The organism is Bacillus sp. TH19 (assembly GCF_016651075.1).
GTDB lineage: Bacteria > Bacillota > Bacilli > Bacillales > Bacillaceae_G > Bacillus_A > Bacillus_A mycoides.
Window position 1 is genome coordinate 1,588,160 of the sequence record NZ_JAEKEO010000007.1, and the last position, 21,519, is coordinate 1,609,678.

Annotated in this window: 21 protein-coding genes; 17 read left to right on the forward strand and 4 right to left on the reverse strand. The window is 35.9% G+C overall.

The annotated features are described in order from the left end of the window. The first annotated feature begins 9 nt into the window (after positions 1 to 9). Positions 10 to 276: a YlbG family protein gene (locus tag JFU54_RS12135; protein WP_002088292.1), complete on the forward strand. Its 267-nt coding sequence runs from the start codon at positions 10 to 12 to the stop codon at positions 274 to 276. Between the two features lie 55 nt (positions 277 to 331). Here the strand turns inward: JFU54_RS12135 and JFU54_RS12140 are convergent, their stop codons facing one another. Further along, positions 332 to 721, reverse strand: coding sequence for a DUF7147 family protein (locus tag JFU54_RS12140; protein WP_002014762.1), 390 nt, complete (start codon positions 719 to 721; stop codon positions 332 to 334). A 529-nt stretch (positions 722 to 1,250) separates the two neighbouring features. Between JFU54_RS12140 and rsmD the strand changes: the two genes are divergently transcribed. Continuing rightward, positions 1,251 to 1,817, forward strand: a complete 567-nt coding sequence (gene rsmD, locus JFU54_RS12145; protein ID WP_001266992.1) for a 16S rRNA (guanine(966)-N(2))-methyltransferase RsmD — start codon at positions 1,251 to 1,253, stop codon at positions 1,815 to 1,817. After that, positions 1,814 to 2,305, forward strand: coding sequence for a pantetheine-phosphate adenylyltransferase (gene coaD, locus JFU54_RS12150; protein ID WP_002142952.1), 492 nt, complete (start codon positions 1,814 to 1,816; stop codon positions 2,303 to 2,305). The genes rsmD and coaD overlap by 4 nt, the downstream gene beginning before the upstream one ends. On the opposite strand, the gene ylbJ is transcribed toward coaD, so the two are convergent. Further along, the gene (gene ylbJ / locus JFU54_RS12155; RefSeq protein ID WP_088040062.1) at positions 2,297 to 3,526 is read right to left on the reverse strand and encodes a sporulation integral membrane protein YlbJ; all 1,230 of its coding nucleotides are present in this window, start codon (positions 3,524 to 3,526) and stop codon (positions 2,297 to 2,299) included. The genes coaD and ylbJ overlap by 9 nt on opposite strands. A 112-nt stretch (positions 3,527 to 3,638) precedes the next feature. Between ylbJ and JFU54_RS12160 the strand changes: the two genes are divergently transcribed. Together JFU54_RS12160 and JFU54_RS12165 are read left to right on the forward strand one after the other, a co-directional pair. Next, on the forward strand, positions 3,639 to 4,430 hold the full coding sequence (locus tag JFU54_RS12160) for a patatin-like phospholipase family protein (RefSeq protein WP_002138096.1): 792 nt from the start codon (positions 3,639 to 3,641) through the stop codon (positions 4,428 to 4,430). Next, positions 4,423 to 5,448 carry a SepM family pheromone-processing serine protease gene (locus tag JFU54_RS12165; protein ID WP_002088283.1) on the forward strand — a complete coding sequence of 342 codons (1,026 nt, stop codon included), beginning with the start codon at positions 4,423 to 4,425 and terminating at the stop codon, positions 5,446 to 5,448. The genes JFU54_RS12160 and JFU54_RS12165 overlap by 8 nt, the downstream gene beginning before the upstream one ends. 26 nt (positions 5,449 to 5,474) lie before the next feature. Here the strand turns inward: JFU54_RS12165 and JFU54_RS12170 are convergent, their stop codons facing one another. Beyond that, the gene (locus JFU54_RS12170; RefSeq protein WP_164081469.1) at positions 5,475 to 6,716 is read right to left on the reverse strand and encodes a nucleotidyltransferase; all 1,242 of its coding nucleotides are present in this window, start codon (positions 6,714 to 6,716) and stop codon (positions 5,475 to 5,477) included. A gap of 153 nt (positions 6,717 to 6,869) precedes the next feature. Here JFU54_RS12170 and JFU54_RS12175 point away from each other — a divergent pair, with 153 nt between their 5' ends. The 3 genes from JFU54_RS12175 to JFU54_RS12185 all read left to right on the forward strand — a co-directional run bounded on the left by JFU54_RS12175 (position 6,870) and on the right by JFU54_RS12185 (position 8,241). Beyond that, positions 6,870 to 7,370, forward strand: a complete 501-nt coding sequence (locus JFU54_RS12175) for a YceD family protein (RefSeq protein WP_002014753.1) — start codon at positions 6,870 to 6,872, stop codon at positions 7,368 to 7,370. A 61-nt stretch (positions 7,371 to 7,431) separates the two neighbouring features. Then, positions 7,432 to 7,605, forward strand: a complete 174-nt coding sequence (gene rpmF, locus JFU54_RS12180) for a 50S ribosomal protein L32 (protein ID WP_001984764.1) — start codon at positions 7,432 to 7,434, stop codon at positions 7,603 to 7,605. Positions 7,606 to 7,734: 129 nt separating this feature from the next. After that, positions 7,735 to 8,241 (forward strand): RsfA family transcriptional regulator, encoded by a 507-nt coding sequence (locus JFU54_RS12185; RefSeq protein ID WP_061674434.1) that lies wholly within the window; start codon positions 7,735 to 7,737, stop codon positions 8,239 to 8,241. 33 nt (positions 8,242 to 8,274) lie between these two features. Here JFU54_RS12185 and JFU54_RS12190 read toward each other — a convergent pair whose 3' ends face one another. Then, the gene (locus tag JFU54_RS12190; protein WP_002014751.1) at positions 8,275 to 8,748 is read right to left on the reverse strand and encodes an N-acetyltransferase; all 474 of its coding nucleotides are present in this window, start codon (positions 8,746 to 8,748) and stop codon (positions 8,275 to 8,277) included. A 295-nt stretch (positions 8,749 to 9,043) separates the two neighbouring features. Here JFU54_RS12190 and panE point away from each other — a divergent pair, with 295 nt between their 5' ends. From panE to murD, 9 genes are all read left to right on the forward strand, one after another. Beyond that, positions 9,044 to 9,931 carry a 2-dehydropantoate 2-reductase gene (panE, locus tag JFU54_RS12195; protein ID WP_201064509.1) on the forward strand — a complete coding sequence of 296 codons (888 nt, stop codon included), beginning with the start codon at positions 9,044 to 9,046 and terminating at the stop codon, positions 9,929 to 9,931. Between the two features lie 79 nt (positions 9,932 to 10,010). Beyond that, the gene (gene bshC, locus JFU54_RS12200; RefSeq protein WP_002128861.1) at positions 10,011 to 11,627 is read left to right on the forward strand and encodes a bacillithiol biosynthesis cysteine-adding enzyme BshC; all 1,617 of its coding nucleotides are present in this window, start codon (positions 10,011 to 10,013) and stop codon (positions 11,625 to 11,627) included. 366 nt (positions 11,628 to 11,993) lie between these two features. Further along, entirely contained in the window at positions 11,994 to 12,926 is a 933-nt protein-coding gene (gene rsmH, locus JFU54_RS12205; RefSeq protein WP_002014746.1) for a 16S rRNA (cytosine(1402)-N(4))-methyltransferase RsmH, read from the forward strand. A gap of 15 nt (positions 12,927 to 12,941) precedes the next feature. Further along, positions 12,942 to 13,304, forward strand: a complete 363-nt coding sequence (gene ftsL / locus JFU54_RS12210) for a cell division protein FtsL (RefSeq protein WP_002014745.1) — start codon at positions 12,942 to 12,944, stop codon at positions 13,302 to 13,304. Between the two features lie 22 nt (positions 13,305 to 13,326). After that, on the forward strand, positions 13,327 to 15,477 hold the full coding sequence (locus JFU54_RS12215; protein WP_085960814.1) for a penicillin-binding protein: 2,151 nt from the start codon (positions 13,327 to 13,329) through the stop codon (positions 15,475 to 15,477). Between the two features lie 81 nt (positions 15,478 to 15,558). Further along, on the forward strand, positions 15,559 to 17,475 hold the full coding sequence (locus JFU54_RS12220; protein ID WP_002014741.1) for a stage V sporulation protein D: 1,917 nt from the start codon (positions 15,559 to 15,561) through the stop codon (positions 17,473 to 17,475). A gap of 210 nt (positions 17,476 to 17,685) precedes the next feature. After that, positions 17,686 to 19,161 (forward strand): UDP-N-acetylmuramoyl-L-alanyl-D-glutamate--2,6-diaminopimelate ligase, encoded by a 1,476-nt coding sequence (murE, locus tag JFU54_RS12225; RefSeq protein ID WP_002014740.1) that lies wholly within the window; start codon positions 17,686 to 17,688, stop codon positions 19,159 to 19,161. A 22-nt stretch (positions 19,162 to 19,183) separates the two neighbouring features. Then, complete coding sequence (gene mraY / locus JFU54_RS12230; RefSeq protein ID WP_002014738.1) at positions 19,184 to 20,158, forward strand: phospho-N-acetylmuramoyl-pentapeptide-transferase; 975 nt, start codon at positions 19,184 to 19,186, stop codon at positions 20,156 to 20,158. After that, positions 20,159 to 21,511 carry a UDP-N-acetylmuramoyl-L-alanine--D-glutamate ligase gene (gene murD / locus JFU54_RS12235; RefSeq protein ID WP_002142942.1) on the forward strand — a complete coding sequence of 451 codons (1,353 nt, stop codon included), beginning with the start codon at positions 20,159 to 20,161 and terminating at the stop codon, positions 21,509 to 21,511. Positions 21,512 to 21,519: the final 8 nt, after the last annotated feature.

The window sequence follows — 21,519 nt, forward strand, 5'->3', positions numbered from 1 at the left end:
GAGAAGATTATGTTCGGGCAACGACAAAGTATGATTGTTTATTTACATTCATTGAAACATGCCAAGATTTTAAGGAAATATGGTAACATTCATTACATATCAAAACGTTTGAAATATGCCGTTGTATATTGTGATATGGAACAAATTGAGCATATGATGCAAAAATTGAATAAACTTCCTTTTGTAAAAAAAGTAGAACAGTCGTATCGCCCATTTTTAAAAACGGAATTCGAAAATTCGCGTCCTGATCGGGCAAAAGAATACGATTATAGCTAAGTAAAAAAATCCCCTGCTAAATTTAGCAGGGGATTTTTTTACTTGAAATAACGTGTTATTTCATTGGAGGAATGAAATTGTTCATTCGTAAAATACCGATTAGATGATTAAAAAATAGTTCTTTTTCAGGGAAAGTTGTTGATGGTTTTACAGTAAAGGGAGTAACTTTTTTCCCTATTTGTTCCGCCATTTCTTCAAATAAAACGACACGTTTACTTTTTTTATTTTCAAGTACAGGAATGCCTTCACGACATATGTATAATGGTTGGAAATCACCAGTAGTTGTCGGTTTGAGTATTACAACAAGTGAACACACTTTTTTTTCGTTTTTTACAGTTTCGAATTGTAACATATGTGTTACACGTTCTTGGTTTGTTTTGGCAATTTCAAGTAATTCATATAAGTCAGAGTAGCCTTCTCCGAGTTCTATAAAGCGTTGAATCATATTTTTTCCTCCTCTTTCTTTTACTGTACCACCTCACTTTTTAAATGAAAAGTAGACAAATAAAAAAACCCTGCAAAGCAGGGCCCTTCTAATACTAGTATGTACTACTAGTAAGAAGGCAAAGGGAGAGGAGAAACCGGAGGAAGAACTTATGGGGAAACGTAAGTCTTCTCCGCGGTTGGCAACAACATCGAAAATGATGTTGTTATATTTATTTATGTCCAATCTAAAATGAAGATATACATAATGAAATTAAAATTTATGTTAGGCTTTTTATTTTTCTTTTTTTTATTTTATGATAGGATAAAAAAGGTAAAGTGGAACTGATGTACATAGAGGGTTGTTGCTTGCAAATAGTGAAATGGATATGAAAGAAATAACGAGCGATTATTTTAACTGAGGTTTTCAATTAGTTAAATAACAGATTAATGAAAAAATGTATGAAATAGTATGGATCGGTAGCGGTTACCGAATTGAAATGAATTTGCTGTAATCGCTCTATAGATTGAAATAAAGGTAGTGACAACAGATGAGAGTAGTTTCAGGAAAATGTAAAGGGCACCCACTTAAAGCGGTACCTGGTAATACAACGCGTCCAACGACAGATAAAGTGAAAGAATCTATTTTTAATATGATAGGTCCTTATTATGATGGTGGTATCGCTCTTGATTTATTTGGTGGTAGCGGTGGTCTTGGAATTGAGGCCATAAGTAGAGGGATTGATAAAGCGATTTTTGTTGACCGAGATAGTAAAGCGATAAAAGTCATTCATCAAAATTTAGAAAGCTGTAGACTACAAGAACAAGCTGAAGTGTACCGAAATGATGCAGAGCGTGCGGTAAAGGCGCTTATAAAGCGTGAAATATCATTCGATCTTATACTAATAGACCCTCCATATAAAGCTCAAAAAATTGTGTCTTTAGTTAGTGTAATGGATCAACATGGATTGTTAAATAAAGATGGCATCATTATGGCAGAGCATGGGGATGACGTGGTTTTACCTGATTCTATAGGAGAACTTGTAAAAGTACGGGCAGAAAACTACGGGATTACAGCAATTTCGATTTATAAGTATGAAGGTGAGGGGACAGAATGACAAGTATAGCTATTTCTTCAGGGAGTTTTGATCCAATTACCCTTGGACATTTGGATATTATTAAAAGGGGAGCAAAAGTATTTGATGAAGTATATGTAGTTGTTTTAAACAATTCATCAAAAAAACCATTCTTTTCGGTAGAAGAACGCCTAGAGTTAATTCGAGAGGCGACAAAGGATATTCCGAATGTAAAAGTTGATTCACATAGTGGATTATTGGTGGAATATGCAAAAATGCGTAATGCAAATGCAATATTACGTGGTTTACGAGCAGTTTCTGATTTTGAATATGAGATGCAAATTACTTCAATGAATCGAAAACTAGACGAAAGTATCGAAACTTTCTTCATTATGACAAATAATCAATATTCATTTTTAAGTTCAAGTATTGTGAAAGAAGTTGCGAGATATGGTGGAAGTGTAGTAGACCTTGTTCCTCCGATTGTAGAGCGTGCTTTAAAAGAAAAGTTTAAAACCCCGTTAAAGTGAACGGGGTTTTTCTTTATAAATGCGTAAAAACAATAAGATGACATATAAATATAAACAAAATAAGGTGAAGATTGGTCCGTAGTGTATAAATGATGTCCAAATATCAGTTAGTGTATAAGAATGATTCAATAAAAATACGGGAAGATCTTCTTGCGTAGGCGAGAAAGAATGAACTTTTTCATAAAATGGTCCCCAAAATATAAAAGTGAAAATAGGAGCGAGAATACTTTGGATAATTCGAGCTAAAAAATATGGTTTAAAGCGGATATCTGTCTCCGCTAATATGCTTGCTACTTGTGCCTGAATAGAAAGACCGCTAAATGCTAAAATGAAGCTTGTTACCATCGCTTGTTGAAGAAGTGTTGATTCATTAATTTGACTAATCATTTGGCTTCCGAGCGTCATTTCAAAAATACCGGATAATATCGGAATACTAAATTGGGATGTAAGTTGGAAGAATGATAAAATATGTTGCATAATAAAAGAAAGCGCTTCTGTAATTTTGAAAACAGTAATCATTTTATTTAAAACAGAGAATAAAATAATAAACCCACCAATCATGAGCAATGTTTGAATAGAAGAAACGATAGCGTCACCGAGTAGTTTTCCGATTGGTCTTTTTTCTTGCATACGTGTTTGGTGGAGGATGGAAAAAGGGTTTTGAAAGGCACGCTTTTGATTCGTATGTTTGTCTTTTATGTAAGTATCGTTATTACCATAAAAGCGCATAAGTAATCCGACGATAAGGTTACTTATATAATGTGCTGCTGCTAATACGAGTCCTAATTTCGGATTATTGAAAAAACCAATAGAAACCGCTCCGAAAATAAAAAGTGGATTAGAAGAATTTGTGAAAGATACGAGTCGTTCCGCTTCAATTTGTGTTAGTTGATTGCTCTTGCGTAGTCTAGCGCTTAATTTGGCGCCAGCGGGGAATCCTGAAGCCATTCCCATTGCCCAAACAAATCCGCCTACCCCTGGAACACGAAACAGTGGACGCATTAGTGGTTCTAATATAACACCGATAAATTTTACAATACCAATACTGATTAGAAGTTCCGCAATGATGAAAAACGGTAGTAGTGAAGGGAATACAACTTCCCACCATATATTTAACCCGCGAATTGAAGCTTGCAAAGCATCTTGGGGGTGAAGTACAAGAGAAAAGGTTAAAAACAACATTGATATGGTAAGAAAAGCAGTTTTCCATTTTTCGTACATGTAAGAAAATCCCCCTTTGTCCCAAAAACGTTCATTTCAGTATACGTGGATATGTGGTGAATTTAGACCATAAGTATGAAAAAGGAATGAAAAAAATTAAAGGGTGAGAAAAATGAAGGAACCAAAAATCGGTTTAGCGCTTGGATCCGGAGGTGCAAAAGGTTTTGCTCACATAGGGGTAATAAAAGTGTTAAGGGAAGCTGGCATCCCTATTCACATGATAGCAGGTAGTAGTATAGGAGCGTTAATTGGTACATTTTATGCAGCGAGTTGTGACGTTGAAAGACTGTATAGATTGGCCGCTGTTTTTAAAAGGAAATATTATTTGGATTTTACAGTTCCTAAAATGGGATTTATTGCTGGAAAACGTATTAAAGATATGATTAAAATGTTTACATATAATAAAAATTTAGAAGAGTTAGATATCCCGACAGCTGTTGTGGCTACTGACATTTTGAAGGGGGAGAAAGTTGTTTTTACAAGTGGTCCGATTGCGGAGGCGGTTCGAGCTAGTATATCTGTACCAGGGGTGTTTGTTCCAGAAAAAATAGATGGCCGCTTATTAGTGGATGGAGGGGTAATTGACCGTATTCCCGTATCGGTTGTAAAAGATTTAGGTGCTGATATTGTTATTGCTGTTGATGTATCTCCAATTAAGGTGAATGGAGAGGTTACATCGATTTATGATGTAATTATGCAAAGTATTGAAATTATGCAACATGAACTTGTGATGAATCGGCAAATAGCATCAGATTTAATGATGCGGCCAGCAGTGGAACAATTTAGTTCGCGTGCTTTTACACATATTGAAGACATTATTAGGGTCGGAGAAGTGGAAGCGGAACAACATATTTCAAACATTTATTTACTAATTGAGCAGTGGAAGGAGAAACATAATGTTTAAGCGTTTTCGGTTTATATATGCAATTTTAATAGGGGTTATATTGGCGATGCTACTTGTTTATGTGCGCTTGCCGTATTATGTGACAAAACCAGGTATGGCCGCGAAATTAGCGCCGTACGTGCAAGTTGACGGTGGAACTAAAGAGTCTGGTGATTTCATGCTTGTCACTGTCTCAATGGGACCTGCTAATGTGGTGAACTTAATAGCCGCGCAATTTAATAAATATACACACGTTTCGAAGGCGGAAGAAATATTGCAAAAAGGCGAGAGTGATGAAGAATATCAATTTCGCCAAAATTATGCAATGAAAGATTCGCAAAATGCAGCAATCTATAATGCTTATAAACGTGCAAATCGCTCTGTTTCTTTTGAAAATAAAGGTGTACTAGTTGCTGGTGTAGCAAAGGGTATGCCGTCAGAGGGAAAGCTTAAGCTTGGAGATGTTATTATAGCTGTCGATGGAAAAATATTCGACAAGACGGAACAGTTTATTGAGTATATGACAGGGAAAAAAGAAGGGGACACAGTAAATATTGAATACAAGCGGGGCGGAAAACAGTTTAAAGAAAATTTAAATGTAAAGACGATCCCTAATGGGAATGGACGCGTCGGTATAGGGGTCTCTATCGTTACGGAAAGAGAGTTAGTAGTAGACCCGAAAGTGAAAATCGATTCCCATGAAATCGGCGGTCCATCAGCGGGGTTAATGTTTACACTAGAAATTTATAATCAGCTCGTTGAAGAAGATTTAACAAACGGACATGAAATAGCTGGAACAGGTACAATCAATGATAAAGGAGAAATTGGTCCAATTGGTGGTATTCAGCAAAAAGTAGTAGCTGCTAGTGATGCGGGAGCTGAAGTGTTTTTTGCGCCAAATGAAAAAGGTGTAGAGAAATCGAATTATAAAGATGCTCTTGAAGCTGCGAAAGATATTAAAACGAAGATGAAAATTGTACCGGTGGACACACTGGATGATGCATTAACTTATTTGGAAAAAATGGGTAAAACAAAGTAAACCTCTCTGAAGAAGAGAGGTTTTTCTTATAGGAATTTTTTCGTTATTTCATCATAACGAATTGGATGATGCGTTGCGTCTTGTTTTAGCAGTTGTGTCCGCAAAGGTTCTTGCATTATGGAGAAATATACAGCATTTGATTTTCGTTCTATGTCTAAAGTTGGATGTTCGAATGTTTTTGTATGAGTAAGGATTGGGAGTTCTATTTTTTTCTTATTTCTAGAAAGATAAGTTTGTCCTTTTTGTGACATTCCGAGAAGACGGATATACGGCGCATGTTGCTCTATATTTGCTTTGTGTATTTCTTCCTTCGTTGTATTTGTTAAAATATGTGTACAAGCTCTTTGCAATCTAGTCCATGTATAACGTTTTGTTTTTAATGCTTCCATGAATGAATAGAAAGATGAACTGTTTTGTATTTTTGATAAAATACGATGCTCTAAACCTTCTTCCATTTCATATATATGTTGTAAGTCCTCTGAAGACATCGTCATAAGTTTGTATTTAAAAAATGAAAAGTATTTTTCCCAGTTATGTAACGTCCCGTAGTTTTGCTTGTAGTTTTCTAAAAGAGAAGCAGTCATTTTCGGGATAAAAGGCTCAATAGTTGTAGAGGAACTGTTTTCATTAAATAGCTGTTTGCGAATACTTGTTGCACTTGCAATATGTTGATCGTGAAATGTTTCATCATGATAATGAGAGGCGAATCTTTTTATAGTTTGTGCTTGCATCGAACTGTTTTGTAAGAGAATTGCTTTAATGTACTGTAAGCCTAAAATGTTATTTGGTTGTGACATATCTACGTTTTTTTCGGGTGGTAAGATGTGTAGAAAGGCTTCAGATGTAGCTTTCGCATAACTATTACCTGCATTCATAAATTGCTTCACAAGACGATTAAAAGTCTCTTCTTCATTTTTTTGTATAGCGATGGTATTGTAGAAATTTTCAGCTTGTCCATCTTCACTACCGAAACAAATTTCAGAAACACCAAGGGCGTTTAAAATCGAAATTGCGCCATTTGCGAAAGTTTCGGCCTTTTGTGTTGCGAATGCATATGGAAGCTCTACAACGAGGTCTACGCCGTTTGTTAAGGCCATTTTGGTACGATACCATTTGGAGATGAGTGCGGGCTCACCACGCTGCAAAAAAGGACCACTCATAACGGCGATAATAATATCAGACTGTGTTAACTTTTTTGTTTGTTGCACATGATAAGCATGACCGTTATGAAAAGGGTTATATTCAACAACAATACCACTGGATTTTATGGTAATCTCTCCTTTCGATGTAGCATCTTTTTGGAAAACGTGATAGTCTATATATTATTTCCTATGATGACTTCATTATAGTGTAAAGAAAAAACATTGACAAATATAAAATGGCTAGCTATAATTTTGTTTGTTGCCTTGAGGTGATATGATATGAAATGGTCCATCCATCAATTGAATAAATTGAGAAATAAAGGATTGACATTAAATGAAATGGTAGATGTAAGTGAGCTAAAAGAGGTCGAGAAAGATATTCGTGAAATTAATCCTGCTCATGTAACAGGAAGAGTTGATTTTGGCTCCGGTAAGTTTACGTTTCATCTACATATAACTGGAAGCATGGTTTTACCATGTTCTCGCTCTTTAGTAGATGTGACATTACCATTTGACATTAAAACAACTGAGGTGTTCCAAACTTCGGAAGAAGAATTTGAAACAGAAGCTGAAATTCATTGTTTAGAAGGAGAAGTACTTGACTTACTGCCCGTAATCAAGGAAAATATACTTTTGGAGATTCCAATGCAAATTTTCAGTGATGATGTTTCTGGTGGAGCACCGATGCAAGGTCAAGACTGGCAAGTGATTTCGGAAGAAAACAAAGAAAAGACTGTTGATCCACGATTAGCAGGACTTGCAAAGTTTTTTGACAAATAATCGGAAGACTGGTTTAGGCCTTCATATGAAAATAACTATTTCTTTTAAGGAGGTGGGAAGAATGGCTGTACCTTTTAGAAGAACTTCTAAAACAGTAAAAAGAAAGCGTCGTACGCATTTCAAATTATCAGTACCTGGTATGGTAGAGTGCCCAAGCTGTGGTGAAGCGAAATTAGCTCACCGTGTATGTAAAGCATGCGGTACTTACAAAGGTAAAGAAGTAATCAGCAAGTAATTGCGGGAAAATAAACGTAGAAGATATCTTCTACGTTTATTTTTTTTGTCTTATTCTTTATTTGTTGTATTCTATCTTTTCTAGTAACTGCATATGCTTAATAAAAAATGCATAGGGAGGACTAGAGAGATGGCGACAACAAGACAAGATGCTTGGACTGATGATGAAGATTTGCTTCTGGCAGAAGTAGTACTCCGGCATATTCAAGAAGGTGGAACGCAACTTTCTGCCTTTAAAGAAGTGGGGAGACATTTGTCTCGCACACCAGCAGCATGTGGATTTAGGTGGAATTCTTATGTTAGAAAGCAATACAAAGAACGTATTGAAGAAGCAAAGCAACTTCGTAAAGTAGAAAATTATGAAGTGAAAGAGACAAAGGTATTAGAGCCTACATCAATTACATTGAATGATGTTATTGAATTTTTGCGAAATTATAAAGATGAAAGCTCTTTAATGGTGTTGCAACAACAAATTGAATCGTTGCAAACAGAGAAAGAACATCTTCTGGAGCGATTATCAGTATATGAGGAAGAATATAGAACATTACTTGATTATATCGATCAAAAAAGAAGTGTAATGGTAGCGGAAAGAAATGGCGCTCGCTCGAATGGAGAATTAGAAAAATTAAAGAAATAAAAACAGCTGCGTAACAGCTGTTTTTTTTGTTTCTTATGCAGATTCTTCGTTTGTAATCGCATTCGAATTTGTTTCTGGATGCCAAATATAAAAATCACCATCAGTTACTGATACTGGCTGGAAACTTAATTTATCCCAAAAACCAGATGACTGGATACGTGCTATCGTTTTAATTGGGAATTGTAGTTGTTTCGCATAATTAACAAGCATTTGTCCGAATCCTTGTTTTTGAAAAGTCGGCAATACTTCAAGTTTATAAAGTTCTAGGTAAGTACCTGTAATTTCAAATGGTTCTCCGCCGTTCCTTTTCATATATAGACTCATACGTGCGATTAGCGATCCACCATAATAAATACCGTAAAATGGAGACTCACTATCATTTTCAATAATGTTTGCTTGTAATTCTTCCAACATGGATAGTTCTTGAGCTCCGCACCCTTTAAATTTTTTAAATTCATCTAATGTTTTATAATTGATGAGCAAGCGTTCAACTTTTGGGAATCCCATTACATCACGTCCTTTTCTTATCTTGTTGAATGCAGAAAAGTTAAAATATTTATAATAATATTATAACTCATTTTTAAATTTTTATGAAGAAGATAGAATATTTCTTTCATTATTTTTTTGAGGATTTGCTAAACTAAGAATGGAACTATGTATATAGGTAGTATATACGTAGTGAAAGAAGAGGTTGCATTTGTTAAAAGGTAATTGAATCCTCAACTATGTAATTGTAATTTAATAAGATATAAAGGGGGAAAGGCAAGGGAACTTATATCACTTGTTAATATGAGTTCTTTGTGTGAAGATGAAAATTGGAATTGTTGGACCGGGAGCTATTGGTCTCCTATATACATTTTATTTACAAAAAAGTAATCAAGATGTTACGTTGTTTACAAAAAACGATAAGCAAGCAGAAGAATTAAACTTAACGGGTGTAACTTGTATTAGGAATGGAGAACGTGAAACGGTATTTCCATCTATTTTACCGATAGAAAGTATGCTGGATAAACAGTTAGATTATATATTTATTGCTGTAAAGCAATATCATGTAACTGATATATTACCTTTTGTGCAGGGAGAATCGTCATTAATCTTTTTGCAAAATGGAATGTCACATCTTCACGTTATGCAAAAAATAGGAAATGAACGTATAGCAGTCGGGATTGTGGAGCATGGTGCAAAAAAAGAGGATGGACATACAGTTCGTCATACTGGAATAGGTATTACAAAGTTTGGTGTAGTGCGTGGTCAATCTAGTTGTTTTAAAAAGGTATTTAATTGTTTTCCTTTTGATTATTTTCCGATTCAGATAGAAGATGATTGGAAGAGGATTATGCGTAATAAATTAGTAGTCAATGTATGTATTAATCCGTTGACGGCATTATTGCGGGTTGAGAACGGGGAGTTAATTTCAAACCCACTTTTTTATCAAATGATGGAGCAAGTATTTCAGGAAGTTGCATTTCTTGTTAAAGAAGAAGATAAGGAAATGCTATGGAAAATGGTATGCCAAGTATGTGAAAAAACATCCCATAATACTTCATCTATGTTAGCGGACGTAAGAGCGAATAGACAAACGGAAGTTAATGCGATTGTTGGATATGTATTAGAAGAAGCTAAGGAACAACAACAATCTGTTCCGACACTTCAATTTTTGTTCAATGCAATAAAAGGAATGGAATTATAAGTGTTTTTCTTTGCTTTTACGTGAAACATTGAATACAATGTGGGTTGGTGAGAGAACAGGATACGAAAGGAAGAATTATATGGAGATAAAAGAAATCTCTGTTCCACTACAAGGTGTTGTAGCGGACTATATGAACGGTAAAAAAGAGATACAGTCATGTTTTGATTATCTGTTAACAGAGGATGCTTTTAAACAGCGTTTACATGATTTACGTGAGAGAGAGTTTTTCCGTCAAGATTTAGTAACGCATTTATTAGAATATAATACACAATTGCAAGCGGGAGAATTTACAATTCAAAATATAAAAGCGCTTGAAGATGAAAATACATATGTAGTTATAGCTGGACAACAAGCTGGGTTATTAACTGGTCCGCTTTATACAGTTCATAAGATCATTTCAATTTTACAGCTTGCAAAAGAAAAAGAAGAGAGCTTAGGGGTTCGGGTTGTTCCTGTCTTTTGGATTGCTGGTGAAGACCATGATATGGATGAAATTAATCATACATTTGTAACGAAAAATAAAAAAATAAAAAAGACCATTTTTCATGATCGTTATCCGAAAAAGGCGAGTGCTTCTGAGTCTGAGTTTTCTATTGAAGACTGTAGAAAATGGGTCGAAGAGATTTTTAAAACATATCCGGAAACGAATTTTACAAAGGATGTATTACAATTTGTTGATGATGCTTTAGGTAAATCGCATACATATGTAGATTTCTTTGCGCACCTTATTACGAAAATGTTCGCAAATTCTGGTTTAATTCTTGTAGATTCACATCATCCTGCATTAAGAAAATTAGAAGTGCCGTTTTTACAACAAATTATAAGTAAATATAAAGAAATTCAAGTAGGGCTTCGTAATCAACAGGAAGTACTTAAGGAATTAGGATTTAAACCGATTATTGAAACGAAGACAAATGCAGTGCATATATTTATGGAAATTGATAATGAGCGAGTATTGCTTGAAGAGAATCAAGGGAAGTTTATTGGAAAAGATGGAGTGCATTCATTTTCGTATGAAGAATTGATGGAAGAGATGGAAAGAAGTCCAGAACGTTTTAGTAATAATGTTGTAACGCGCCCTCTTATGCAAGAATATGTGTTTCCTACGTTAGCGTTTATTGGCGGTCCAGGGGAGTTAGCTTATTGGAGTGAATTGCAACAAGTGTTTCATACGGCAGGTTTCCAAATGCCACCTGTTGTTCCGCGGCTTACAATTACTTATATGGAGCGAGATATAGCGACAGATTTATATGATTTAGATTTGCAAGAAATTGATCCATTTCTAAATAATATAGATAATCTGCGTGACAATTGGCTTTCTAATCAAATAGAGGAACCGATAGACGAGCGATTTATAGAAGCGAAAAAAGAAATAATGGATATTCATACATCATTACAACAATTCGTGAAAAAAATAGATCCAGGGTTAAATGAGTTTGCGGGGAAAAATGAACTGAAAATTAATGAGCAAATTGAACTGTTAGAAAAAATGTTGAAAAGAAATGTTGAGAAGAAACATGAGGTTCAACTGAATAAATTCCGCCGTTTACAATTCGCGCTTCGTCCATTAGGAGCACCGCAAGAACGTGTGTGGAATGTGTGTTACTATTTAAATCAGTTCGGCCTTGATTTTGTTGACCGGGTAATGGAACAATCTTTTTCGTGGGATGGAAAACATCATGTAATAAAACTATAGAATCTTGCTCTTTTGAGCAGGATTTTATTTTTATTCTGTTGAATTAACTGTGAAGTGAAATATTTCTGAATTATCCATCTTATGTTAATGTAATGAATCGCTATGTATCAGGTATATATATATGACAAAATAGCACAAAATGTAAACGGATTAATATCTTTTTCGACAGGTTTTTGTTTAAATTCCCGCAAAAAATGATAAAATTTAGTATATAATAAAATAAAATAGCGATTTGTATAGCGTACTACCTTGTTGGAAGTTAAATGAGTCGTTCTTTAGTAGCATTTCATCCTCTAGTAGTAAATTGTGTTTGTAGAGTGAGAAATGTATTTAACATAATTAATTGGAAAAAGAGTAGGTGCAGCAATGTTCAAACACGTAACAGTACTTTTGAAAGAAACAGTAGATGGCTTAGATATAAAACCGAGTGGTACATATGTAGATTGTACACTGGGTGGAGGAGGACATAGTTCTTATTTATTATCTCAGCTAACAGATGGTGGAAAGTTAATAGCATTTGATCAAGATGAAATAGCGATTCAAAATGCGAAGGAAAAATTTTCTTCTTATGGTGAACAATTTGTAACAGTGAAGAGCAACTTCCGTTATTTATCTGAAAAACTACATGAATTAGGTATCACAGAAGTAGACGGAATTTTATTCGATTTAGGTGTTTCATCCCCACAATTAGATACACCAGAGCGTGGCTTTAGTTATCATCATGATGCACCGTTAGATATGCGGATGGATCAAGATGCCCCATTAACAGCATATGATGTTGTGAACAGCTGGTCATATGAACAACTCGTAAGAATTTTCTTCCAATACGGAGAAGAAAAATTTTCAAAGCAAATAACAAGGAAAATTGAAGCTTATCGCGAGAATAAGGCTATTGAAACGACAGGAGAATTAGTGGAATTAATTAAAGAAGGTATTCCAGCTCCGGCACGTAGAACAGGTGGACATCCTGCGAAGCGAGTATTTCAAGCGATTCGTATTGCTGTAAATGATGAATTAAAAGTATTTGAAGAAGCGTTGGAATCTGCAATTGATATGGTCAAGCCTGGTGGAAGAGTTAGTGTTATAACATTCCATTCTTTAGAAGATCGTATTTGTAAAACGACGTTTAAGCGAAATAGCACAACGCCGCAATTACCACAGGGACTACCGATTATTCCGGATGAATTTAAGCCGAAATTAAAGCTTATTACAAGGAAACCGATTTTACCTTCTGACATTGAATTAGAAGAAAATAATCGAGCGCGTTCTGCGAAGTTGAGAATCGCTGAAAAACGATAAAAAGGAGAGAGAGGTATGACTAATTTAGCTGTAAAGTATAAACAACAGGCGCAAGAAGAGGTACAAATTCAAGCGCCGCCACAGCAGATGGTTAAGCCAAAAGTTAAAACGAAAATTACAAGAATTGAAAAGTTATTGTACGTAACGTTTATTGGGTTTTTATTATATGCTTGTGTAGCTTTTATTGGGAATAAAGCGGGTCTATATCAAGTTAATGTAGAAGCAGCGACGATAGAAGAACAAATTGTGAAAAAACAAAAGGAAAATCAAGAATTGCAGGCTGAAGTAGAGAAGTTAAGTCGTTATGAACGTATCGCTGAAGTTGCAAAAAAACACGGGCTAGAAATTAATGCGAATAATGTGAAAGGCCTAAAGTAAGGCAAATAGGTGTGAAGAAAAGATGAAGAGAAATATGACCAAATTTCATACCAATAAGGGAGCAGGTTATTTTATGATATTTTTCCTCCTGCTCTTTTTGCTGTTATTAGCCCGATTTTTTTACATACAAGCAACAGGAACAGTGGACAATCATGATTTGAAGAAACTTGCTGAGCAGAAACATAGTAAAAAGGGAGTTCTCGAAGCGAATCGAGGAACAATTTATGATCAAAATGGTCATGTGCTAGCACAAGACGCAAATTCCTATAGAATGGTAGCGGAATTAAAAGGTGCTAAGCCTGTTGAGGATAAAGAGGATACTGCAAAGAAAATCGCAGGAGTACTCGGAAAAGATGAAGATAAAATTTTAGCTACTTTAAATAAAGAAGGCAAAAGTCAAGTGGAATTTGGAACATTGGGTAAAGACTTGACGAAAGAAAAGAAAGAACAAATAGAAGCATTGAAATTGCCGGGAATATCTTTTATTACCGAAAATGCGAGAGTTTATCCAAACGGTGATTTTGCATCTTACGTCATAGGTCATGCGAAACCTGATGAAAATGGAATCTCAGTCGGTCAATTTGGCTTAGAAAAGAGTTTGGATAAATATTTAGGTGCTTCTAATGGTGAGGTAGCTTATACAGGTGACCGTAAAGGAGTATCTCTTGACGGTGGGAAAGTGAATGTAAAGGCACCTAAAAATGGAGATAATGTGTATTTAACGCTTGACCAACGTATTCAAAGTTATTTAGAAGACGCAATGAAAGAAGCGAGTAAACATTATGAACCAGAAAATTTAATAGGGATTGTTGCGGATCCGAAGACAGGAAAAATATTAGCGATGTCTAGTAAACCTAGTTATGACCCTAATGATCGTCAAATTAAATATTTCTTCAACGACGCCATTGCAAATGCGTTTGAACCGGGATCAACAATGAAGATTTTCACATTAGCGGCGGCCATTAATGAAGGTGTATACAATGGGCAAGACTTTTATCAGTCTGGTACATATCAAGTTGGTAATCGCAAAATAAAAGATCATAACGGCGGCGCCGGATGGGGTTCTATTACTTTTGATGAAGGGGTAGAGCGATCTTCAAACGTAGCGTTCGCAATTTTAGGGGATCAAAAACTTGGTCCAGAGCGTTTTCGAAAATATATTCACGGTTTTGGATTAGATGAAAAAACAAACATTGATTTATCTGGTGAAGGGTCAAATACAATTTTATTTGATCAACAAATACAACAAGTAACAACGGCATTTGGACAAGGTTCTACAGTTACACCAATTCAACTTGTACAAGCTGCAACAGCAATTGCAAATGATGGTAAAATGATGAAACCTTATACAATTGATAAAATTGTGGATCCAATAACAGGTAAAGTACAGCTAGAGCATAAACCAGAAGAAGTAGGAAAACCTGTTACCAAAGAGACAGCCGCACAAGTAAGGCAATTACTAGAACGTGTTGTTACATCACCGAAAGGAACAGGAACTGCATATAAAGTTGATGGATATTCAGTCGGGGGGAAAACAGGTACAGCACAAATTCCTGACGGGAAAGGTGGCTATATGACGGGAAGAGAGAATTATATATTCTCATTCTTAGGTATGGCACCGATGGACGATCCGCAACTTGTTGTGTATGTGGCCGTTAAACAACCAAAATTAAAAGATGATGAAAACGGGGCTAAACCTTTAGCTGATATCTTTAAATATGTAACGAAAAATAGCTTAGAGTACTTAAAGATTAAGCCGAATGAAGTAAAAGACCCGAAAAAATATGTGAAAGAACAACAAACTGTCGTTCCAGATGTAACCGGAAAAACGATGGAAGAAGCGAAAAAAACAATTGATAAAGCAAAACTTCGTCCAATCGTATTAGGTGAAGGTAAAGTGCAGCAGCAAGTGCCAAAAGCAACTGAACAAACATTAAAGGGTGATCGAGTCTTCTTAGTAGGAGATAAGCCTACAATGCCAAATATACAGGGATGGGCACTGCGTGATGTTATGAATTTAGCAAAAACATTAAAGCTTAACTTAAAACCTTCTGGTACAGGATATGTAACGGAACAAAGTGTGGCGGAAGGGACATTGTTGCAACCTGGTACAGAATTAGGTGTAACACTCGTACCACCACTTGAACCGCAACAAGAAGCAGAAAAGCCATAATGGTAATAGGGAAGAAGTTCTAATTAAATAAGTACAAGCATATATTGGAACAAGCTAGGCGTAAGGGAGGCTTGTTCCAATATGCGTGTATCAAATGTAACAGTTAGAAAACGACTTATTTTTATACTTATATCGGGTATACTCATTTTCACCATTATCGATATTCGTCTTGGATATGTGCAATTTTTTCTTGGAAATATGTTAACGGATCGTGCGAAGGATTCATGGAGTCGTAATATTACTTTTGAACCAGAGCGAGGGAAAATTTTAGATCGAAATGGTGTGGAGCTTGCTACGAATAAAAGTGCACCGACCGTCTTTGTTGTGCCGAGGCAAATTGAAAAACCAGCAGAGACTGCAGAGAAGTTAGCTGCAGTATTAGGTGTGGAAAAAGATGATGTTTATAAGCGGATTACAAAAAAAGAATCGATTGTAAGGCTTGATAAAGGCGGAAGGAAAATATCGCATGACAAAGCGAAAGAAGTACGCGGATTAAGTTTAAAGGGTGTGTACATCGCAGAGGATTCTATCCGGTACTATCCATTCGGTAATTTTTTATCACACGTATTAGGATTTGCGGGCAGTGATAATCAAGGGCTTATGGGACTAGAGAAATATTATGATAAAGAGCTAAATGGTGATAAAGGTCATGTGCGATTTTTTGCAGACGCGAAAGGACAGAGAATGCCTAACGTTGGAGATGATTTCAAAAAACCAGAAGCCGGCTTGAATTTAGGATTAACAATTGATTCACGCATTACGAGGATTATGGAAAGAGAAATGAATATTGCGGAATCAACGTATAATCCTGACGGTATGATAGCAATTGCAATGAATCCGAAAAATGGTGAAATTTTAGGTATGTCAAGTCGACCAAGTTTTGATCCAGCAGATTTCCAAAGTGTTTCTCCGGAAGTATATAACAGAAACTTACCTGTATGGAGTACGTATGAGCCGGGGTCAACATTTAAGATTATTACATTAGCTGCAGCCTTGAATGAAAATTTAGTAGACTTAGAGAAAGATACATTTTATGATGATGGGGCAGCTGAAGTTGGTGGAGCTAGATTGCGGTGTTGGAAAGCTGGAGGCCATGGTAGCCAAACGTTTTTAGAGGTAGTTCAAAACTCTTGTAACCCAGGATTTATTGAACTCGGTGATCGGCTTGGTAAAGATCGATTGTTTAAATACATTCGCAATTTCGGGTTTGGACAGAAGACCGGAATTGATTTACAAGGTGAAGGTAGCGGGATTTTATTTAATTTAGATAAAGTTGGTCCAGTCGAGCAAGCGACGACTTCATTTGGGCAAGGTGTTTCTGTTACACCGATTCAACAAGTAGCAGCTGTAGCAGCCGCTGTAAATGGTGGAACTTTGTATCAGCCATATATAGCGAAGGAATTTATTGATCCGAAGAATAATCAAGTTGTCAGCAAAAAGACACCTGTTGCGAAAAGGGAAGTTATTTCCAAGGAAACTTCAGAGAAAGTTCGTTACGCATTAGAGAATGTTGTAGCGAAAGGTTCGGGTAAAGGGGCTTATATTGATGGATATCGTGTAGGTGGAAAAACTGGAACTGCTCAAAAGGTGAAAGATGGAAAATATTTAGATAATAACTATATTGTATCATTTATCGGTTTTGCTCCAGCTGACGATCCGCAAATTGTTGTTTATGTAGCAGTGGATAATCCAAAAGGAGTCACTCAATTTGGTGGAGTTGTAGCAGCACCTATTGTTGGGAATATTCTTCGTGACGCACTTCCTGTAATGGGAGTGGAACCGAGAAAAGAGCAAGTTGAGAAAGAATATAAATGGGGCGATACACCAACTGTGGAAGTTCCGAATTTAATTGGTATGAAAAAGAAAGATTTACAAACGCAACTTGTAGACTTGAAGCTTGATATAAGTGGTGATGGTGGGAAAGTAATTAAACAATCACCAGAAGCAGGAGCTAAAGTAAAAGAGGGTTCAAAAGTTAGAATTTACTTCGGGAATTAAAGGTAACTGATTGTGTTTTATGGTACAATTGGTGGAAGTGAGTTCTTTATAGAAAAATTGCTTTACTTGAGACGATAAGTGTCTCATTAATAAATAAATCTATTGATTAGACTATAGTAGCACTTACCTCCTATTTTTATATAACTAGGAGGTAACGTGTTACTTGCTAAAATAAGAGATAAATAAACAATGTAGAGAGGGTTTAGTGAAATGAAGTTGCATACACTTGTATCATGTTTGCATGATTTTCCAGTTGTTCCAACAGAAAATCCAGAAATAACATCTATTGAAGCGGATTCACGTAAAGTGAAAGAGGGAAGCTTATTTATATGTATGAAAGGATATACGGTTGATAGCCATGACTTTGCTAAGCAAGCAGCCGCACAAGGAGCGGCTGCTATTGTTGCGGAAAGACCAATTGATGTTGACGTTCCAGTTGTACTTGTGAAAAATACTTTTCGTTCGCTAGCGGTTTTAGCTGATTATTTTTATGGCCAACCAACACACAAGTTACATTTAATCGGTATTACAGGTACAAATGGAAAGACAACAACATCGCATATTATGGATGAAATTATGCGCGCACATGGTCATAAAACAGGGCTAATTGGAACGATTAATATGAAAATCGGTGATGAAACATTTGAGGTGAAAAATACAACACCAGATGCACTAACACTTCAACAGACATTTTCAAAAATGGTTGAACAAGGTGTGGATAGCACAGTAATGGAAGTTTCGTCTCATGCTTTAGATCTTGGCCGTGTACACGGGTGCGATTATGATGTTGCAGTATTTACGAATTTAACACAAGATCATTTAGACTATCATAAAACGATGGAAGAATATAAACATGCGAAAGGGTTGCTTTTCGCACAGCTTGGCAATAGTTATCATCATAATCGTGAAAAATACGCTATATTAAACAGTGATGATCCAGTAGCAGAAGAGTATATGAGAAGTACAGCAGCTACTGTTGTAACATACGGTATAGATGTTGCAAGCGACATTATGGCACGAGATATCGTAATGACGAGTGGCGGTACAACATTTACACTTGTAACACCGTATGAAACTGTAAATGTTACGATGAAATTAATTGGTAAGTTTAATGTATACAACGTGTTAGCTGCTACAGCAGCAGGTCTTGTTTCAGGAGTGAGCTTACAAACAATTATTGATGTAATTAAAGAGCTTGCTGGCGTTCCTGGACGTTTTGAAGTTGTAGATGGTGGACAAAATTACACAGTTATTGTTGACTATGCGCATACACCTGATAGCTTAGAGAACGTACTAAAAACAGCAAAACAGTTTGCAAAAGGCGATGTATATTGTATCGTTGGTTGCGGTGGTGATAGAGATAGAACGAAAAGACCAATAATGGCAAGTGTCGCAACCGAATATGCAACTCATGCAATTTATACATCAGATAATCCAAGAAGTGAAGATCCGAAGGCTATTTTAGATGATATGGTAAATGATGTGAATGGGAATAATTATGAAGTAATTGTCGATCGAAAAGAAGCGATACGTTCCGCTATCTCGAAAGTAAAAGCAGAAGATATTATTATTATTGCTGGTAAAGGGCATGAAACGTATCAAATTATTGGTAAAGAAGTTCATCATTTTGACGATCGTGAAGTTGCTAAAGAAGCAATCACGGAGCGTTTAAACAACGAAGTGTAACAGCATGAGAGGAGGACTACATGTGCTTGAACAAGGTTTATTAGTAACGGCTGGGGTAGCATTTTTAATTTCTGTTGCCCTTTCGCCATTATTTATTCCATTTTTAAGAAAGTTAAAGTTCGGACAGAGTATTCGTGACGAAGGACCGAAGTCACATCAAAAGAAATCAGGGACACCAACGATGGGTGGTATTGTCATATATGTATCTATGATGGTGACTACGCTTATTATGGCGATTAAATTTAACAATTTAGGTGCAGAAGTATCATTGTTATTATTAGTTACATTTGGGTACGGATTAATCGGATTTTTAGATGACTACATAAAAGTAGTAAAGAAAAGAAATCTTGGTTTAACATCAAAACAAAAATTGATTGGTCAGCTTGTAATTGCTATTGCGTTCTTTTTAATTGGAAAAGGGCAAGCATTTCACACGTATATCATGATTCCAGGAACTGATGTTAAATTTGAATTAGGCTGGGCGTATTTTGTTCTCGTATTATTTATGCTTATTGGTGGATCAAATGCGGTTAATTTAACAGATGGTTTAGATGGTTTATTATCAGGAACAGCTGCTATTGCATTCGGAGCATTTAGTATTATTGCTGTAGCTCAAGAACAATTTGGGGTAGCGATTTTCTGTATGGCAGTCGTAGGAGCTGTACTTGGCTTTTTAGTATTCAATGCGAACCCAGCGAAAGTATTTATGGGGGATACTGGTTCTCTAGCTTTAGGTGGTGCTATCGCAGCTGTAGCGATTTTGTTAAAACAAGAATTGTTACTCGTTATTATTGGCGGTGTATTCGTAGCGGAAACTTTATCTGTTATTATCCAAGTTATTTCGTTCAAAACAACAGGAAAGCGTGTCTTTAAAATGAGTCCATTACATCATCATTATGAATTATGTGGTTGGTCAGAGTGGCGCGTTGTTGTAACGTTTTGGTCTGTAGGATTTTTATTAGCTGTGCTAGGAATTTATATCGGGGTGTGGATGTAATTGAAAACTGTAACTGAATATCAAAATAAAAATGTTCTTGTATTAGGTATTGCTAAAAGTGGTTATGCAGCAGCTACTTTATTAAAAAAGTTAGGGGCAAACGTCATTGTAAATGATGGGAAACCATTAGCGGGTAATGTGCTTGCAGCTGAGTTACAAGCGGAAGGAATGGATGTTGTGTGTGGTGGGCATCCATTAGAATTACTGGAGAGAAACATTTCACTTGTCGTAAAAAATCCAGGAATTCCATATTCTAATCCACTCTTAGTGGCGGCGAAAGAAAAACAAATTCCAATTGTAACTGAGGTTGAATTAGCATATTCCATTTCAGCAGCACCGTTTGTTGGGATTACGGGATCTAACGGTAAAACAACAACGACAATGTTAACGTTTGAAATGTTAAAAGAAGGACAAAAGCACCCAGTTATTGCGGGGAATATAGGTACTGTAGCTTGTGAAGTTGCACAATTGGCGAAAGAAAATGAAGTTGTCGTTACGGAACTTTCATCGTTTCAATTGATGGGAGTGGAATCGTTCCAACCAAAAATTGCAGCCTTTTTAAATTTATTTGAAGCGCATTTAGATTATCACGGGACGAAGAAAGAGTATGGTTTGGCGAAAGCGAATATTTTCAAAAACCAAACTGAAGCAGATTATAGTATAATTAACGCAGATGATGCAGATGTCATGGCGTTATCGGCATATAGTAAAGGACAGAAAGTATTATTTTCGACGACGAAAGAAATTGAAGATGGTGCGTATATAAAAGATAACGCTCTTTATTTTAAAGGCGAAAAAGTAGTTAAAGTAAGTGATATTGTTTTACCTGGTAAGCACAATTTAGAAAATATTTTAGCAGCAATGAGTATTGCTAAATTACTAGGTGTTTCTAATGAAGCAATTACTGCTGTGTTAAAAAGTTTTACAGGTGTAAAACATCGCTTAGAATATGTAACAACGATTAATAATCGTAAATTTTATAATGATTCAAAAGCGACGAATATGCTAGCGACAGAAAAAGCATTATCTGCATTTACACAACCGATTGTATTATTGGCTGGTGGACTTGATCGTGGTAATGAATTTGATGATTTAATTCCATATTTTAAACATGTCAAAGCGATTGTGACATTTGGACAAACTGCACCAAAATTAGTAAGAGCGGCAGAAAAAGCAGGATTAGATGTAATTGAAAGTGTCGATACTTTAGATGATGCAGTAGTGAAAGCTTATGCTCATTCTACCGATGGTGATGTAATTCTTCTTTCACCAGCATGTGCAAGCTGGGATCAATTTAAAACATTTGAAGAAAGAGGAGACATTTTTATACAAGCTGTGCATAAACTTATATAAAGTAAATC

What these genes read in the sequence shown, in the direction of transcription:
- JFU54_RS12135 (WP_002088292.1), top strand. Translation starts at nt 10, where the DNA reads ATGTTCGGGCAACGACAAAGTATGATTGTTTATTTACATTCATTGAAA.
- JFU54_RS12140 (WP_002014762.1), bottom strand. Translation starts at nt 721, where the DNA reads ATGATTCAACGCTTTATAGAACTCGGAGAAGGCTACTCTGACTTATAT.
- rsmD (WP_001266992.1), top strand. Translation starts at nt 1,251, where the DNA reads ATGAGAGTAGTTTCAGGAAAATGTAAAGGGCACCCACTTAAAGCGGTA.
- coaD (WP_002142952.1), top strand. Translation starts at nt 1,814, where the DNA reads ATGACAAGTATAGCTATTTCTTCAGGGAGTTTTGATCCAATTACCCTT.
- ylbJ (WP_088040062.1), bottom strand. Translation starts at nt 3,526, where the DNA reads ATGTACGAAAAATGGAAAACTGCTTTTCTTACCATATCAATGTTGTTT.
- JFU54_RS12160 (WP_002138096.1), top strand. Translation starts at nt 3,639, where the DNA reads ATGAAGGAACCAAAAATCGGTTTAGCGCTTGGATCCGGAGGTGCAAAA.
- JFU54_RS12165 (WP_002088283.1), top strand. Translation starts at nt 4,423, where the DNA reads ATGTTTAAGCGTTTTCGGTTTATATATGCAATTTTAATAGGGGTTATA.
- JFU54_RS12175 (WP_002014753.1), top strand. Translation starts at nt 6,870, where the DNA reads ATGAAATGGTCCATCCATCAATTGAATAAATTGAGAAATAAAGGATTG.
- rpmF (WP_001984764.1), top strand. Translation starts at nt 7,432, where the DNA reads ATGGCTGTACCTTTTAGAAGAACTTCTAAAACAGTAAAAAGAAAGCGT.
- JFU54_RS12185 (WP_061674434.1), top strand. Translation starts at nt 7,735, where the DNA reads ATGGCGACAACAAGACAAGATGCTTGGACTGATGATGAAGATTTGCTT.
- JFU54_RS12190 (WP_002014751.1), bottom strand. Translation starts at nt 8,748, where the DNA reads ATGGGATTCCCAAAAGTTGAACGCTTGCTCATCAATTATAAAACATTA.
- bshC (WP_002128861.1), top strand. Translation starts at nt 10,011, where the DNA reads ATGGAGATAAAAGAAATCTCTGTTCCACTACAAGGTGTTGTAGCGGAC.
- rsmH (WP_002014746.1), top strand. Translation starts at nt 11,994, where the DNA reads ATGTTCAAACACGTAACAGTACTTTTGAAAGAAACAGTAGATGGCTTA.
- ftsL (WP_002014745.1), top strand. Translation starts at nt 12,942, where the DNA reads ATGACTAATTTAGCTGTAAAGTATAAACAACAGGCGCAAGAAGAGGTA.
- JFU54_RS12215 (WP_085960814.1), top strand. Translation starts at nt 13,327, where the DNA reads ATGAAGAGAAATATGACCAAATTTCATACCAATAAGGGAGCAGGTTAT.
- JFU54_RS12220 (WP_002014741.1), top strand. Translation starts at nt 15,559, where the DNA reads ATGCGTGTATCAAATGTAACAGTTAGAAAACGACTTATTTTTATACTT.
- murE (WP_002014740.1), top strand. Translation starts at nt 17,686, where the DNA reads ATGAAGTTGCATACACTTGTATCATGTTTGCATGATTTTCCAGTTGTT.